The organism is Rhizobium sp. TH135 (assembly GCF_002855515.1).
Lineage (GTDB): Bacteria > Pseudomonadota > Alphaproteobacteria > Rhizobiales > Rhizobiaceae > Allorhizobium.
The window spans coordinates 954,383-969,464 of the sequence record NZ_PKRP01000001.1 but is presented as its reverse complement, the minus strand read 5'-3'; the positions used below and the strand labels follow the sequence as shown (position 1 = coordinate 969,464).

General features: G+C 60.7%; 11 protein-coding genes. 9 read left to right on the top strand and 2 right to left on the bottom strand.

Annotation, left to right across the window (positions count from 1 at the left end):
* Positions 1-410: 410 nt before the first annotated feature.
* The 6 genes from bcsA (at position 411) to catE (ending at position 10,900) form a co-directional block, all read left to right on the top strand.
* Positions 411-2,642: a UDP-forming cellulose synthase catalytic subunit gene (gene bcsA / locus C0V73_RS04545; RefSeq protein WP_245407866.1), complete on the top strand. Its 2,232-nt coding sequence runs from the start codon at positions 411-413 to the stop codon at positions 2,640-2,642.
* The gene (locus tag C0V73_RS04540; RefSeq protein ID WP_102018767.1) at positions 2,639-4,957 is read left to right on the top strand and encodes a cellulose biosynthesis cyclic di-GMP-binding regulatory protein BcsB; all 2,319 of its coding nucleotides are present in this window, start codon (positions 2,639-2,641) and stop codon (positions 4,955-4,957) included. The genes bcsA and C0V73_RS04540 overlap by 4 nt, the downstream gene beginning before the upstream one ends.
* Entirely contained in the window at positions 4,954-6,042 is a 1,089-nt protein-coding gene (locus tag C0V73_RS04535; RefSeq protein WP_172450007.1) for a glycosyl hydrolase family 8, read from the top strand. Before C0V73_RS04540 ends, C0V73_RS04535 begins: the two co-directional genes overlap by 4 nt.
* Positions 6,021-7,946: a hypothetical protein gene (locus tag C0V73_RS04530; RefSeq protein WP_102018765.1), complete on the top strand. Its 1,926-nt coding sequence runs from the start codon at positions 6,021-6,023 to the stop codon at positions 7,944-7,946. The genes C0V73_RS04535 and C0V73_RS04530 overlap by 22 nt, the downstream gene beginning before the upstream one ends.
* Before the next feature lie 207 nt (positions 7,947-8,153).
* The gene (locus C0V73_RS04525) at positions 8,154-8,657 is read left to right on the top strand and encodes a ferritin-like domain-containing protein (RefSeq protein WP_102018764.1); all 504 of its coding nucleotides are present in this window, start codon (positions 8,154-8,156) and stop codon (positions 8,655-8,657) included.
* Positions 8,658-8,755: 98 nt separating this feature from the next.
* Entirely contained in the window at positions 8,756-10,900 is a 2,145-nt protein-coding gene (catE, locus tag C0V73_RS04520; RefSeq protein ID WP_102018940.1) for a catalase C, read from the top strand.
* 45 nt (positions 10,901-10,945) lie between these two features.
* Here catE and C0V73_RS04515 read toward each other — a convergent pair whose 3' ends face one another.
* Together C0V73_RS04515 and C0V73_RS04510 are read right to left on the bottom strand one after the other, a co-directional pair.
* Positions 10,946-11,338, bottom strand: coding sequence for a response regulator (locus tag C0V73_RS04515; protein WP_102018763.1), 393 nt, complete (start codon positions 11,336-11,338; stop codon positions 10,946-10,948).
* Between the two features lie 67 nt (positions 11,339-11,405).
* Positions 11,406-12,458 (bottom strand): PAS domain-containing sensor histidine kinase, encoded by a 1,053-nt coding sequence (locus C0V73_RS04510; protein WP_102018762.1) that lies wholly within the window; start codon positions 12,456-12,458, stop codon positions 11,406-11,408.
* 386 nt (positions 12,459-12,844) lie between these two features.
* On the opposite strand from C0V73_RS04510, the gene C0V73_RS04505 reads away from it, so the two are divergent.
* The 3 genes from C0V73_RS04505 to C0V73_RS04495 all read left to right on the top strand — a co-directional run bounded on the left by C0V73_RS04505 (position 12,845) and on the right by C0V73_RS04495 (position 14,998).
* A complete protein-coding gene (locus C0V73_RS04505) occupies positions 12,845-13,162 on the top strand; it encodes a PepSY domain-containing protein (protein ID WP_102018761.1) in 318 nt (105 codons plus the stop codon).
* Positions 13,163-13,193: 31 nt separating this feature from the next.
* Positions 13,194-13,805, top strand: coding sequence for a general stress protein (locus tag C0V73_RS04500; protein ID WP_102018760.1), 612 nt, complete (start codon positions 13,194-13,196; stop codon positions 13,803-13,805).
* 107 nt (positions 13,806-13,912) lie between these two features.
* Positions 13,913-14,998, top strand: coding sequence for a PHB depolymerase family esterase (locus C0V73_RS04495; protein ID WP_102018759.1), 1,086 nt, complete (start codon positions 13,913-13,915; stop codon positions 14,996-14,998).
* Positions 14,999-15,082: the final 84 nt, after the last annotated feature.

The following is a 15,082-nucleotide window of genomic DNA, read 5'->3' as shown; positions in this document are numbered from 1 at the left end:
CAGAATCGGGTATGGAGAAAACATTACATCTGCAATGTTCGATAGTCTCGATAGTAATCAGTAGGACGCAATACTAATCGAATTTTTTACAGCTAATAGGACAATACAAAATAAAAATCCCATCCTTTTTTGGGTATTTATTTGGCCATTTTGACTAAAATTTTATGTTGCAGCGCAACTATCTCGACATTCTCCGACAGGATTCGGACAACCCACCGCCAGAGCGGAATGGAGCACTTCACATTCTCATCGAGCCGCTCCTAAGGTTAAACAGAGATTAACTTCAGGTGTCCCCCGACCTGTCTGGTGCCGTACCTTTCGTGCAATCCCAAGATGCATGAGCATGTGCGCCTATACTCAGGGGTACCCGATAGGCAATCGACGATCGAACTCATGAGGAGTCCAAAATCGTGCGAGATATCATTCGCTATGCTGCCTGGCTGGCCATCGTTGTGGCGATGTTCCTGCTGATCGCGCAGCCCGTCGGGCATTCCGCCCGTTTCAACCTTTCGGTCATCGTCATCTCGATCCTGGCGGTCATCATGCTCCTGAAGCTCGATGGCTTCTGGCGCCACGTCTTCCTTGCCTTGGCGAGTGTCGTGATCCTGCAATATGCCTATTGGCGCACGACGAGCACGCTCCCGCCGCTTGAGGATCTGTATTCCTTCATCCCCGGCATCATCCTCTATGCGGCCGAGATGTATTGCATCCTGATGCTCGGCATCAGCCTCTTCGTCGTTGCCGATCCCATCGAGCGCCCACGGGCTCCGGAACTCGACGAGGATGAGAGCCCGACCGTCGACGTGTTTATCCCGACATACAACGAAGACAGGGAGATCCTGGCGCTGACGGTCGCGGCGGCCAAGGCCATGGATTATCCATCGGACAAATTTACCGTCTATCTGCTGGATGACGGCGGTACCGACCAGAAGCGTAACAGCGATGACCCGGTGTCGGCGGCCAAGGCCAGGGAGCGCGCAGCGATCCTCAAGGACCTCTGCAGCGATCTCGGCGCTGTCTACATGACCCGCGCGGAGAACGTGCACGCCAAGGCCGGCAACCTGAACGCCGCCCTCTGGCGCACTCAGGCGGATCTCGTCGTGGTGTTCGACGCCGACCATGCGCCGGAGCGCAACTTCCTGCGCGAAACCGTCGGCTACTTCTCGGAAGACGAACGTCTCTTCCTCGTGCAGACCCCCCACTTCTTCTCGAATCCGGATCCGATCGAGCGCAACCTCGGGACCTTCGGCCGCATGCCGTCGGAAAACGAGATGTTTTATGGCAAGATCCAGAAGGGTCTGGACCGTTGGAACGCCTCCTTCTTCTGCGGCTCGGCGGCCGTCCTGCGGCGTGAGGCGCTCGAAGAGGTCGGCGGCTTCTCTGGGATCACGATCACCGAGGACTGCGAAACGGCGCTCGAGCTCCATGCCCGCGGCTGGAACAGCCTTTACATCGACAAGCCGCTGATCTCCGGCCTCCAGCCGGAAACCTTTGCCAGCTTCGTCGGTCAGCGTTCGCGCTGGTGCCAGGGCATGGTCCAGATCCTGATGCTGAAGAACCCGCTGTTCAAGCGCGGCCTCTCGCTGCCGCAGCGCCTCAGCTACATCTCCAGCTCGCTCTTCTGGTTCTTCCCCTTCGTTCGCTCGGTCTTCTTCGTGGCTCCGCTGCTCTTCATCCTGTTCGACATGAAGATCTTCGTGGCGTCGTTCGAGGACTTCTTCGCCTACACGGTCATGTATCTGATCGTCGGCGAGATGGTGCGCACCTATCTCTATGGCAGCGTACGCTGGCCTTGGATCTCCGAGCTCTACGAATATGTGCAGTCGGTCTATCTGTTCCAGGCCATCGTCAGCGTGCTGCTCAAGCCCAAGAGCCCGACTTTCAAGGTGACCGACAAGGGTGTCTCGCTGAAGCAGGACCGGCTCTCGGAGCTCTCGCTGCCTTACTTCATCATCTTCGGCATACTCTGCTTCACTCTGTTCGTTGCAGCATACCGCTACAACACCGAACCCGAGATCTCGAGCCTTCTCCTGATCGTCGGTGCCTGGAACTGGATGAACCTGATGATCGCTGGCTGCGCCCTCGGCGTCGTCACCGAACGCAGCCAGGACCTTGCCGGCGTCGAACTGCCGCTTCGCACCACCGTCGAACTGCAATTCGGTGAAACCGTCCTGCGGGGCGCCGTCACCGAAGCCTCGGCCAGAGGTGCCAAGCTGATCCCCGCGCAGGGTTCGTCCCGCATGCTCCGAAAGGGCGAGTATGGCCGGCTTCAGCTGCTGAGTGTGTCCTCCAACCTTCTCGTGACATCGCTTCCGGTCAGCATCGTCGGTGGCTCTCCTGATGAAGATGGCGCGATTGCGCTGCGCTTCGATGCAGAGCCACACCACTTCCCGATCATCGCAGAACTGCTGATGCACGACATGTCGGTGGTCCGTGAACAGCGTGCGCTCCGTCAGCGGCCGAAAAGCATCATTGCTGGCAGCCTGCGCATCCTGCGCTGGGCGTTCACCTGCCCACTCGCAGCAATCGGCGTCGCCCTTGGCGGCAAGCCGGATGACAAGGCTGAGCCGCAAAGACTGAAACCCCTTGCCGGCGCGGCACTGGCTGCTGCCCCGGTCCGCCACAGGGAGGCCGGAGAATGATCAGACAGCACCTCTCCTTGCTCGCTGCCGCAGGCCTGCTTCTCGCAGCCTCGCCATCGGCCGCCGCTACCTCGACCGGTTTCGTCCTCGCGCCGCAGGCGAAAGCCCAGACCGAGACCAAGGAATATTTCCAGGAAGAGAACCAGATCCGTCGTCTCATTGCAGACAAGCGCGACCTGTTCTTCCCCGGAGAAGCCGCGAACCGGGAATATCCCTTCGTCGTTCTTCCCTCGGAAATGACGGGATCGGCGAAGCTCATCCTGACGATGCAGACGGCGATCTCGGTGGCGCCTGAACGCTCTGCCATGCGCATCTTCGTCAACGACCGGGACATTGGCGCCGTCAATCTGAAGTCCGGCGATGCGCATCAGGTCGAGTTGGAACTGCCGAAAGGCCTGCTCCAGCCGGGTTACAATGCCGTGACCATTCTGCTCGACCAGTCGCATCGCGTCGATTGCACCGTCGAGGCGACATATGAACTCTGGACCCAGATCGACCCGGCCCTGACCGGTTTCGTTTTCACCCGCAATGCCAAGGACGATCCGAGCGACGTCTCGACGCTCCTGGCCTATAGCCGTGATGTCAACGGTCATGCCGCGATCAATGGACTGATCCCGCGCGGAGCCGCAGGCGAGGACGTCGACCGCACTTTCTCGGTCGTCCAGGCCCTGTCGATCCTCGGTCATTTCGATCGCCCTGTCGTGACTGTCGGCAATGAGATCGGATCCGGTCCCGGGATCGACCTGGTGGTCGGCACTTTCGGCACCGTCCGCGACCTTATCGGCGTGACACCGGAGCAGTCCGGCGTTCAGTTCGACATCGATCCTTCGAGCGGCAGAAGCCGAATGGTCGTTGCGGCACGCTCGGCGGATGAACTGGCAACCACGATCCGCGACTTCACCCTGCGCGCGCAGACCGAAGTCACCGATGGCTCACCACAGGGCAGGCGTGCGCTTGGCAACCGCCGAGGTCGCCTGCTGGAATCCGGCAGTTCAAACTCGCTTGCCGAACTGGGCTTCGTCTCGCGCCCCTTCGCCGGTCGTCATTTCGAGCAATCGATCTCGTTCAGCCTGCCGGCTGACTTTTACCCCGGAGACTATGGCGCGGCGAACCTGAAGCTAAACGCCGAATACGCAGCCGGCCTCTCGCCGACATCGCAGATGGTCGTGCGGGCAAATGGTGAGACCGTTGCCAATATCCGGCTGGGCGAAGCGCGCTCCGGCCGCATCGACGGTCAGGTGCTCCCGATCCCGCTCGACAAGCTGAGACCCGGCTACAATGTCATCGAGTTCGAGGCGGAATTATCCACGGCGTCCGATGCAGTCTGTGATCCGGCAACGCTTGGCAATTCCACGGCGCGCTTCTTCATCAAGGGTGACAGCACGCTGAACATTCCGGCCTTTGCCCAGATTGGTCACGCGCCCGATCTCGCGGTCGTCTCGGCTGGCAAGGCCGGGTTCGGCAACGGTCGCGCTACGCCTTTGTATGTCGAAGGCATGGATGAAACCATGCTTGGAGCCGCTGCCAGCTTCCTGGCAAAGATGGCCTATGCCTCTCGCGAAGTAAGCCCGGTTTCGGTGAGCTCCGGCTGGCCGCTGGACCGTCAGGGTCCTCTTCTGGCCTTCGGGACCTTCTCGGGCTTCTCCGGACAACTGAGATCCGATCTCGGCATCGACCTCAATCCTGTCGCCAGCGATATGGCCCTGTCTCTGGACGCGAACCAGATCCAACAGCCGGGCGCCCCGGTCGAAGAGGCCGCTCCGGCCCTCTCGGTCGATGGGTCGGCTGCGCCGGCACAGGGCGAACGTCCGACATCGGTCGTCGCGCGTCTGCGGGAGGGCGTCCATAACCTCTATGAGAGCCTTACGGTGCGCGTCCGCATCCAGGCTGCGCAATTGGGACTGGTTGATGACCCTAATGTCCTGTCCGCCGATGGCGTCTATCAGGTGAGCGGCGAGGCCGACATGCTGGTGGCCCAACGCCTGGTCAACGAACGGGATGCATGGACGGTCGTGGCCGTTCGTGATCCTGCCATCCTCGACGAGGGTATGCGCAGCCTTGCTCAGACCGATGTCTGGGGTCGTCTCGCAGGGTCCGTGAACGCCCTGAAACGCGACGGCACTCTGGTCGAGCGCAAGATGGCCGGCCATGAGCGCCTGTATGAAACCAAGCCACTTAGCTTGCAGAATGGCCGTCTCATCGTGGCGGGCTGGTTCTCGAACAATGCCCGGGAGTTCACCATCGCCCAGATCGTGGTGGCGATCCTTCTCGGTGCGGCAACCTTCGTGGTGCTGAGGCAGGGACGCAAATCGTGAGGACCCGTCTTCTCATCCTGACATCTCTGCTGAGTGGCGCCCTGATCGCGGGCGCCACGACGGCGACACTGTCACAGCAGGAGGACAATGTCGCGGCCGACATCACGGCCGGCGCATGGCTGGTCTACCGCCATAACTTCGTTACCGACGAAGGACGGGTGGTCGATAACAGGGCAGGCGGCATCAGCCACAGCGAAAGCCAGGGTTATGGCATGCTGATGGCGGAAGCGGCTGATGACCGCGACAGCTTCGATCGGATCTGGGCCTGGACGAAGGGCAATCTTTTCGTCAGGGACGATGGGCTTGCAGCCTGGCGATGGGATCCAACCCAGACGCCGCCGATCACCGACCGCAACAATGCGACCGACGGCGACCTCTTGATCGCCTGGGCTCTGATGCGTGCCGGTCAGCGCTGGGACGAACCGGAACTTCAGCGTGAGGCCAGACGAATCTCTGACGCCATCGTCGAGCGCGCAACCATCAAGACGGATCACGGCCTGGTCCTCCTGCCGGGTGTCCACGGTTTCGGTCCGAATGAGCAAGCGGACGGGCCCGTCGTGAACATGGCCTACTGGATCTTCCCGGCCATTGTTGACCTCGGTCGTCTGTCGACCCGCTTTCCGTCAAAGGCCTTGATGGACAGCGGAGTGACACTGCTTCGCGACGCGCGCTTCGGACCTGCCCGGCTTCCCTCGGACTGGCTGTCCCTTTCCGGCGACATGCCCCGACCGGCGAGCGGATACCCATCGCAATTCGGTTATGACGCCATTCGTGTTCCGCTTTATCTCGCCTGGTATTCCCGGGACTATCCCGACATTCTCGAGATCTTCGCATCGCATTGGAAACAGTTCGGGACAGCATCGATGTCCGTCGTCGAACTTGCGACGGCGACGCGGATCGCTCCCATGCCCGACCCCGGCTATCAGGCGGTTGCGGCACTCGTCGAATGCAGTCTGGGCAGGCGTCCCGACGTCGCTCTTCTCTCTGACTTCAGCTCCCAAGACTATTACCCCGCCACTCTCCATGTGCTGAGCCTCATGGCGATCGCTGAAAGGTACCCCACATGTTTGACCGACTTCCCCTGAAGAAAGCTCTCCTCCTCGGCGCCTGCATCATCGTTCCGATCAGCCAGGCGACAGGTGACGGCGTGAACAATTACCCCGCGATGGGTGTCGTGATCCCAGGTGGAGCCCAGATGACGAATGTCTCGGCTCCGGCCACCGTGCAGCCTGCCATGCCGAACTTCGCGCCCTTCTCGGCAACCGCCGTCGCGCCCACACTTCCGCCGGTCGTCCCGGCAACCGCGGCTGTGCCGCAGGCTGTCGTGCCAAGCATGCCGGCACCGGCGCAGGTCGTCCTGCCCGCGCCCATGCCGGAGGCCGTGAGCCCGGTCATGGCCGTTGCGCCTCAACCGGCCGCCCCGGTCATCCGGGACGTGGCCCCCGGGGAGAACCCCTTCGGTCCGACCACGACCACGTCCGCGCGGAGGCCGGCTGAGCAGCCTGCCGCAGCCAGCACACTGCAGCCCACGGCAAGCCCGGCACCCGTCGCTACCCGTGACAGCGTCGAGATGCAGATCGCCAAACTCAGCCAGCAGACCGAAGAACCGAAGGCCTCCACCCTGTCGGAAGTCGATGAAACCGCGCTACGCTATTATGCGCAGACGCGCGACCTGAAGCGTCTTGGTGCCGAGTTGCGGCGCCTGAAGACGCTTTATCCCGACTGGGATGCGCCGGAGGATCTCTTCGATGCCCCGACGAACATCTCCGAACAGCCGCTCTGGGACATTTTCGGCAGCGGAGACTACGTGCGTGTTCGCACCGAAATTGCCAAGCTGCAGAGTGAAAACCCGAACTGGAAGCCGAGCCAGGAACTGCTCGACAAGCTGGCTCTCGGCGAAACCCGCAAGTTGATGGAGCGCTCGCATGCTCAGCGTAACTGGGGCCAGGTCGTAACACTGGCCGAGGGCTCGCCGCAGCTGATGGTCTGCGCCGAGATGAACACCATGTGGATCACGGCCGAGGCTCTTGCGCAGTCCAGGGACTTTGCCCGGGCTTTCGATCTCTACAAATACATCGTCACGACCTGCGAAGACCCGAACGAACGCCTGTCAACGGTCCAGAAGGCGAGCCTCCTGCTTCCGGAGGCTGGAACCCGGTCTCTGGTGGCACTCGGCAACATCCTCCCGGACGGCACGGGCGAATTCGACAATGTGTCCTTCGATCTGGTTCGGCGAAAGATGGGCATGGTCGCGCAAGGTCAGGGACCTGCAAGCGCGCTGACGATGGATGAGTTGCAGCGCTTCAGCGACTACGTGCAACGCTCGTTCTCCGCTGTCGATGCGGAACTGTTTGGCTGGTTCTACTACGGTCAGCAGAGCTGGGAGGCGTCTTACCACTGGTTCGTCAGCGCTACGCGCATGACGACCAGCCTGAAGAGCGTCGAGGGCGTTATCCTGACTCTTCGCAACATGGAGCACCGCGACGAAGCGCTGCAGATTGCCCGCCAATACGCAGCGCAGACCCCTGAGCTGAAGAAGATCTACATTGAACTGGTCGCGGCCGGTCTCACCAATCAGGAGGCGCCCTTGTCGCCGGCTGAGGACGAACTCCAAACCTTCGAGGCGTATGTTTTCGAACTGAAGTCCGCCCTCGGCGCCCAGGCACTCGGCTGGTACCGGCTGGACAACAAGGAGACCAAGGAAGCATCGCGCCTCTTCGAGCAATCGGTTGAATGGGAGCCCACGGAAGGCGGTGTCGTTGGCCTTGCGGTGCTTGCGTCGCGCGCGAAGAGCTGGGGCCGGGTCGCATCGATCAAGAAGGAGTATGGCGAGAAATTTGCCGCCCTCGATGACATCAAGGTCTATCGCCCCAAAGTCATCGTGAAAAAGACGAAGGAAACTCCGAAGAAAAAACAGGATCTGCTGACCTGGCTTCTGCAGAAGAAGAAGGACAAAGACGAAAAGAAGGGGCGCGTCGAGATCGAGTGAGAGTTTGGCGTGTGATCCCCCCACTGTTTTGGTCAGTGGGGGGATCGGCCTCCGGCACAGTAGCAGAAGCCTAACCTCGCCCGAGTTAGATCGGTGAGCACGACCTAGGGTCGCGAGCGTTTGAACTGGGCTAAGGTCATGCGGGAACCATTGAAGCATTGGGCGGTTGGACACCTGATACTTCACCAAATTTGAATGGATTCCCCAATGGCTACCGAAAAGACGTTGTCCGACCTGTTCCTTGATACGCTCAAGGACATCTATTTTGCCGAGAAGCAGATCCTGAAGGCTCTTCCGAAGATGGCGCGTGCAGCGCAGTCGGAAGAGGGCAAAGCTGGCTTCCTGCAGCACCGCGAGGAAACCCAGGGCCAAATCGAACGTCTGGAACAGGTGTTTGAACTGCTCGGCAAGTCGCCTCGCGGCAAGACCTGCGAAGCCATCCAGGGCATCCTCGCCGAAGGCGAAGAGATCATGGAAGACTACAAGGGCACAGCCGCCCTTGACGCGGGTCTCATCTCATCTGCACAGGCCGTCGAGCATTATGAAATCGCCCGTTACGGCACTCTCAAGTCCTGGGCGAAGCAGCTCGGTCTGAAGGATGCCATCCCGTTGCTGGATGCCAATCTCCAGGAAGAGATTGCAACCGACCAGAAGCTCACGGCACTCGGCGAGGCCTCGGCAAACACCAAGGGCATGAAGAAGGCCAGCTAAGCTGCCTCAACCCCTGCGAGACCGCCCGATTGTGGCGGTCTTTTGCTTTTCAAGCACGTTCCTCCCCACCATCAGAGCGCATGCTCCAGGAGTTCTCCATGGCCAAGACACCAACCCGTGGGTCCGTTTCGCCCAAAACTTCGACTGCCAAGATCCATGACCAGACGATGCAGCGCGGCGAAGGGGGCGAATTGCATCAGATCGCCGAGGGCGACGCGCCCCTTCTGACGACGGCCCAGGGCGGCCCTGTCTCCGACGATCAGAATTCACTGCGTGTCGGGCCGCGTGGTCCGCTTGTGGTGGACGACTTTCATTTCCGCGAGAAGATGTTTCACTTCGACCACGAGCGCATTCCCGAGCGCGTGGTCCATGCCCGCGGCTATGGCGCGCACGGCTATTTCGAGACTTATGAATCGCTCGCCAAGTATACCAAGGCCGACCTCTTCCAGCGCCCGGGCGAAAGGACCGAAGCCTTCGTTCGCTTCTCGACGGTCGCCGGCAACAAGGGCTCCGCCGACCTTGCCCGCGATGTCCGCGGCTTCGCGGTTAAGCTCTATACCCAAGAGGGCAACTGGGATCTCGTCGGCAACAACATCCCGGTCTTCTTCATCCAGGATGCCATCAAGTTCCCGGATCTGATCCATGCCGCCAAGCAGGAGCCTGATCGGGCCTTCCCGCAGGCGCAGACTGCCCATGACACCTTTTGGGACTTCATCAGCCTGACGCCTGAGAGCATGAATATGGTCATGTGGATCATGTCTGATCGGACGATCCCGCGCTCCTTCCGCTTCATGGAAGGTTTCGGCGTCCACACGTTCCGCTTTGTCAACGACAAGGACGAATCCACCTTCGTCAAATTCCACTGGAAGCCGAAGCTGGGTCTCCAGTCGGTCGCATGGAACGAGGCCGTCAAGATCAATGGCGCGGATCCCGACTTCCATCGCCGCGATCTCTGGCAATCCATCCAGTCCGGTAATTTCCCGGAATGGGAATTGCAGGTTCAGCTGTTCGATCAGGAATTCGCTGACAGCTTCGACTTCGACGTGCTCGACCCGACGAAGATCATCCCCGAGGAGATCCTGGCCCCTGTCGCTATCGGCAGGCTCGTCCTCGACCGCATGCCCGACAACTTCTTTGCGGAGACTGAACAAGTCGCCTTCATGACACAGAACGTGCCACCGGGTATCGACTTCAGCAATGATCCGCTGCTGCAGGGCCGCAATTTCTCCTATCTCGATACGCAGTTGAAGCGTCTGGGCGGGCCGAACTTCACCCATCTGCCGATCAATGCGCCCAAATGTCCCTTTGCGACCTTCCAGCAGGATGGTCACATGGCGATGCGTAATCCGGTCGGAAGGGCGAACTACCAGCCGAACTCCTTCGGTGAAGGCCCGCGGGAATCGCCGACGCGTGGCTATCGCCATTTTCCGTCAGAAGAGCAGGGCACCAAGGCGCGTCTCCGTCCTGAAAGCTTTGCCGACCACTATAGCCAGGCCCGGCAGTTCTACATTAGCCAAACGGCCCCGGAGCAGCGCCACATCGCGGCTGCCCTGACCTTCGAGCTGAGCAAGGTGGAAACCGCCGTGATCCGCGAGCGCATGGTCTCCCATCTCCTCAACATCGATGAGACGCTGGCGAACACCGTGGCGCAGAAGCTCGGCTTCCAGTCGATGCCAAAGGAGGCAGATGCCGCGATGCCGACGCGTCAAGATCTGGAGCCTGCCCCCTCGCTCAGCATCGTGGAACGCGGGCCGAAACGCTTCGAAGGGCGTAAGCTTGGCATCCTCGTCACGGATGGCGTCGATGCGAAACTGCTGAAAGATCTGACGGCGGCGATTACCAAGGAAAAAGCTGTCTTCGAGCTGATTGCGCCGAAGGTCGGCGGCGTCAAGGCGTCGGACGGGAGCTGGATCGAGGTCCAACACATGATCGACGGCGGGCCGTCGGTTCTGTTCGATGCCGTCGCGCTGCTGACATCGGCAGAGGCCATGGACGATCTCGTCAAGGAAGCAACCGCCCGGGATTTCGTGGCGGATGCCTTCCAGCACTGCAAGTATATTGGCTACGATCAGTCGGCCATGCCGCTTCTGGAAAAGGCGGGTATTGCAGAGGCTCTCGATGAGGGGGTGATCGCCTTGCCTGGCGACGAAGGGCTGGACGAGTTCGTGACATCGCTTGCCAAGCTCCGTGTCTGGGGCCGGGAACCGTCCGTGAAACTGGGTAAGGCTTCGGCACCCAAATAACGCGTCTGGCCCCCAGTCGATGGGGGCCAGTTCACGCCTTTGGCTTCAGAGCGAGGTGGCCTTCGGGTTCTCGCTGGCAAGCAGGCGTTCCATCGCCTCGGTGATGGTCAAGTCGTCATAGGGCTTGGGGAAGAAGCGGCTTCCGGCCGGCAGCATGCTTTCTTCGACGATGGCTGCACCGGATGCGACGATCAGCTTCACGGGCGGCCATCGATCGCGGATGTAGTGGGACAGCTTGATGCCGTCCATCGTGCCTGGCATCTGGACATCGGTGAACACCAGATCGATGTCATCCCGTGCTTCCAGAATGCGGATCGCCTCGTCTGCGTCACCAGCTTCGAGCGCTTCATAACCCGCCGAGAGGACGAGATCGATTGCACTCATTCGTATTATTGCACTGTCTTCCACGACTAGGACGACCGGTTTGCCGTTCTTCATTGTTCACTCGCATCATGAGTTTGGCTGCCACATGGCAGCCCTTGGCGCTTCAGAGACCAATCCTGGCCTAGGCAGCCGGCGAAAAATCGGTTCGGAGTCCTGGCGTTTCCCGATGGCTGATCGTCACCACCGTGCCAGGGTCAGCGTCGCTCAGCGTGATCTCGCCTTCGAGGTTTTTGCCGAGCGCTTCCACGATGCCAGTCCCTAACCCCGCCCTGGGCGCATCGTTCCCGATCGACATGCCAATCCCGTTGTCGGAGATCGATAGCGTCCAATCCTTGTCCGAGGATTGGTAGTCGATCTCGATCGTGCCGCTACGCTCGTCGGTGAATGCATGCTTGAGAGCATTGATCACGAGTTCGGTGACGATCAGACCCAGACTGATGGAGATGTCAGCAGGGACGCTACTGTCGTCCACAGTCACCTTGATCGACAGCCGCTCGGGATCCGCGATCATGGATGCGCCGAGACTCTGGCAGAGCTGTGTAAAATAGGCACGCAGCTCGACGCTGCCGCCTGCCGAGGTGGAGAGCTGCCTCTGCAGCGCGGCGATCGACATGATGCGATGGCGGGCGTCATGGAGATGGCCACGCGCCTCTTCCGACTGAACGCGGCGAGCACTCTGCATCAGGACACTGGCAATGATCTGCAGGCTGTTGGCCACCCTGTGCTGGACCTCCTGCAAGAGGATGGCCTTGTCGCGCACGAGGTCATCCTTCAGCCGGGCCTCGGCGCGCATGTCGGTGACGTCGGTTATGGCGACAAGCAGCCGAATGTGTTCGAGGTCGCCGTCGTCGAGGGTTCGCGCATTGACGACCAATTGCCGCGTTTTCTGGTTCGGTCGCTTCAGGTCGATCTCATAGGCGTCGATCTGCGCACTGCCGGACGCGGTTGCCATCAACAGCGATTGCAGCCTGGGCATTGCCCACTCTCCCTGTCCGAGTTCGGCGAGTTGCCTGCCGGCGACCGATGCGGGGTCGATCTCGAACGCGCGGCAGAAGGATGTGCTCGCCGCGATGATCCTGAGGTCGTCGGACAGGAACAACAGCGGTTCGTGGGAGGACATGACTACGGCAAGTGTGCTTGCCGCTTCGAAATGCACGGTCGGTGTTTGTGGCATAGGCGGGCCCTCAAGGGCCGAAGACTCACGGCGCAAGTCATGACTCGGCAGGAGTGTCTAAAAATCGACAAAGCCAATTCCGACATCATCACCGTAGCACACCAGTTGCCTGGGCCTTGCATCATTTGTCTGCGGTATTCGCAAAAATGAGCCCTGCAGCGACTCAATCTTGATGATTATCAAGCAGATGATGAAATCGTGTCGCTGTAAGTCTCAAAGTCGGGGGCGTTTGTCCTGCGTGGACGATCCAAGAGGCAGAGCACTGCCCGCGAAAAGTTGCAGCTGAAAACGATTGGCCAGCAAAGCGAGCTAATTGCGGAACTTTAATCACGCCGTCGTGTTCTTGCTCCGAGACCTAGCAACCAGGTCTGCAAAGAGGAAAACCCATGAAAAAGATGATTTTCGCGGCGGCGCTCGTGTGCGCCTCGGCAGTGTCTGCCTATGCCCAGACCACCACTGTTCCTGCGACGGACGGCGACACGCCAGCCGTAGCGACCCCGGAAACACCTGACGCTGCAGCCCCTGTCGAGGGCGCAAATTCCTTCACCGAAGAACAGGCGCGTGAGCGCATCGAAGCAGCCGGCTTCACCGGCATTGCCGACCTCAAGCTCGACGACCAGGGCGTCTGGCAGGCCACGGCGATGAAGGACGGCAAGTCCATGCCGGTGGCCATGGATTACCAGGGCAACGTCGTCTCCAAATAATTTTGCGGAAACGCAGAGAAAGGTCATTCCCATGAAAACCGTTACCGGACTTTTTGACAACTACAATGATGCAAGCGCAGCCGTGAGCGCACTGGAAGCGCGTGGCGTCCCGTCTGACGACATCAGCATCGTTTCCAACAATGCCGACAACCGCCACAAGCACGAAGATAACGACAACGGTGCCGCAGAAGGCGCTGGCACCGGTGCTGGCATCGGCGCTGTGGTCGGTGGCGCAGGCGGTCTCCTGACTGGCCTCGGCATCATGGCCATTCCCGGCGTCGGCCCGGTTGTTGCAGCCGGCTGGCTTGCCGCCACCGCTGCTGGCGCCATTGCCGGTGCGGTTGCCGGTGGCGCGGCTGGTGGTCTCATCGGCGCACTGACGGATTCCGGCGTCTCCGAAGATGAGGCCCATGTCTATGCTGAAGGCGTTCGCCGCGGCGGCACGCTGGTCACCGCTCGTGTGGATGACGGCATGGAAACCGAAGCTGACATGATCCTCAAGCAGTCCAACCGCGTCGATCCGATGGCGCGCCGCCAGGCCTATTCGGAGCAGGGTTGGACGAAGTTCGATCATTCCGCTGATCCTTACGGCCCAGCCGAAGTCGAGCAGGAGCGCGAGCGCTATCGGGTTCGCACTCTCTAAAGCATGATAATTGAGGACCGGCTCACGCCGGTCCTCAACGTTTTTGAGGCACATCATCTATCAACAGGGATGTCGGTTGGCTTTCCGGAACCCCAGAAGGTCACCCCATGCGAAGCATTTCCGATACCATCGAGCGGCTCGCTCGCGCCCGAGCGCAGGCGCCTGGCGCCACTGGTCAGCCAAACAAGCTCACCAAACTGGACGCTGCTGCGCAAAACCCTGGCCAGTTGACGGGCTGGTATCAGTGCCCGGAGAATTCGACTTCTCCTCCCGCCCTCGTGGTCGTTTTGCATGGCTGCACACAGACCGCCGCCGCCTATGATCACGGCTCCGGCTGGTCGCAACTTGCCGATGACTATGGATTTGCGGTGCTCTTCCCTGAGCAATCGCGCCAAAACAACGCCAATCTCTGTTTCAACTGGTTTCAGAGCGATGACGTCACCCGCGACAGCGGCGAGACCCTTTCGATCCGCGCGATGATTTCCAGCATGATCGAGCTCCACGGTGTCGATCCCCGTCGTGTGTTCGTCACCGGCTTGTCGGCAGGTGGAGCCATGGCCAATGCGCTTCTCGCTTCCTACCCGGAGGTCTTCACCGGCGGTGCGATCATCGCTGGCCTTCCCTTTGGCGTTGCCTCCTCGGTGCCTGAAGCATTCGACCGCATGCGCGGGCACGGAATTCCATCGTCGACGACACTCGATGCCAAGCTGAGGAACGCCTCCGCCCACCAGGGGCCCTGGCCAACGATCTCTGTCTGGCATGGGACGACCGACAACACGGTCTCCGATGCAAACTCCCGTGCGATCATCGATCAGTGGCGCGGTGTCCACGGCGCGGATGCTGGATCGGGTGAGGCTCAGCTTCTTGACGGCGGCCATCTGCTCGAAACCTGGCAAGATGCATCCGGCCGCGATGCCATCGAGCACTACCGGATCGTCGGAATGGGCCACGGAACGCCCGTCGATGGGGCGTCCGGATATGGTCGACCTGCCGCACATATGCTCGACGCCGGCATTTCATCAACCGTGCATATCGCACGTGCCTGGGGGCTCACACCCTCCTTCGAGCGACGAGAAACGGCGGTCGAGCCCGATATCGCGCGCGTTGCTCCGCAGCAGAGCGAAGCTTTGAAGCCTGACAGTATTCAGGAGGTCATCGAGAGTGCCTTGCGGGCCGCAGGCCTTATGAGATGAGGTCACGCGCTGCGCGTGACTGGCTATCGAGACCCTACGCAAGGCCCGATTGGATTCGCAACCTCGTGAAAGCCCCCGCGGCCT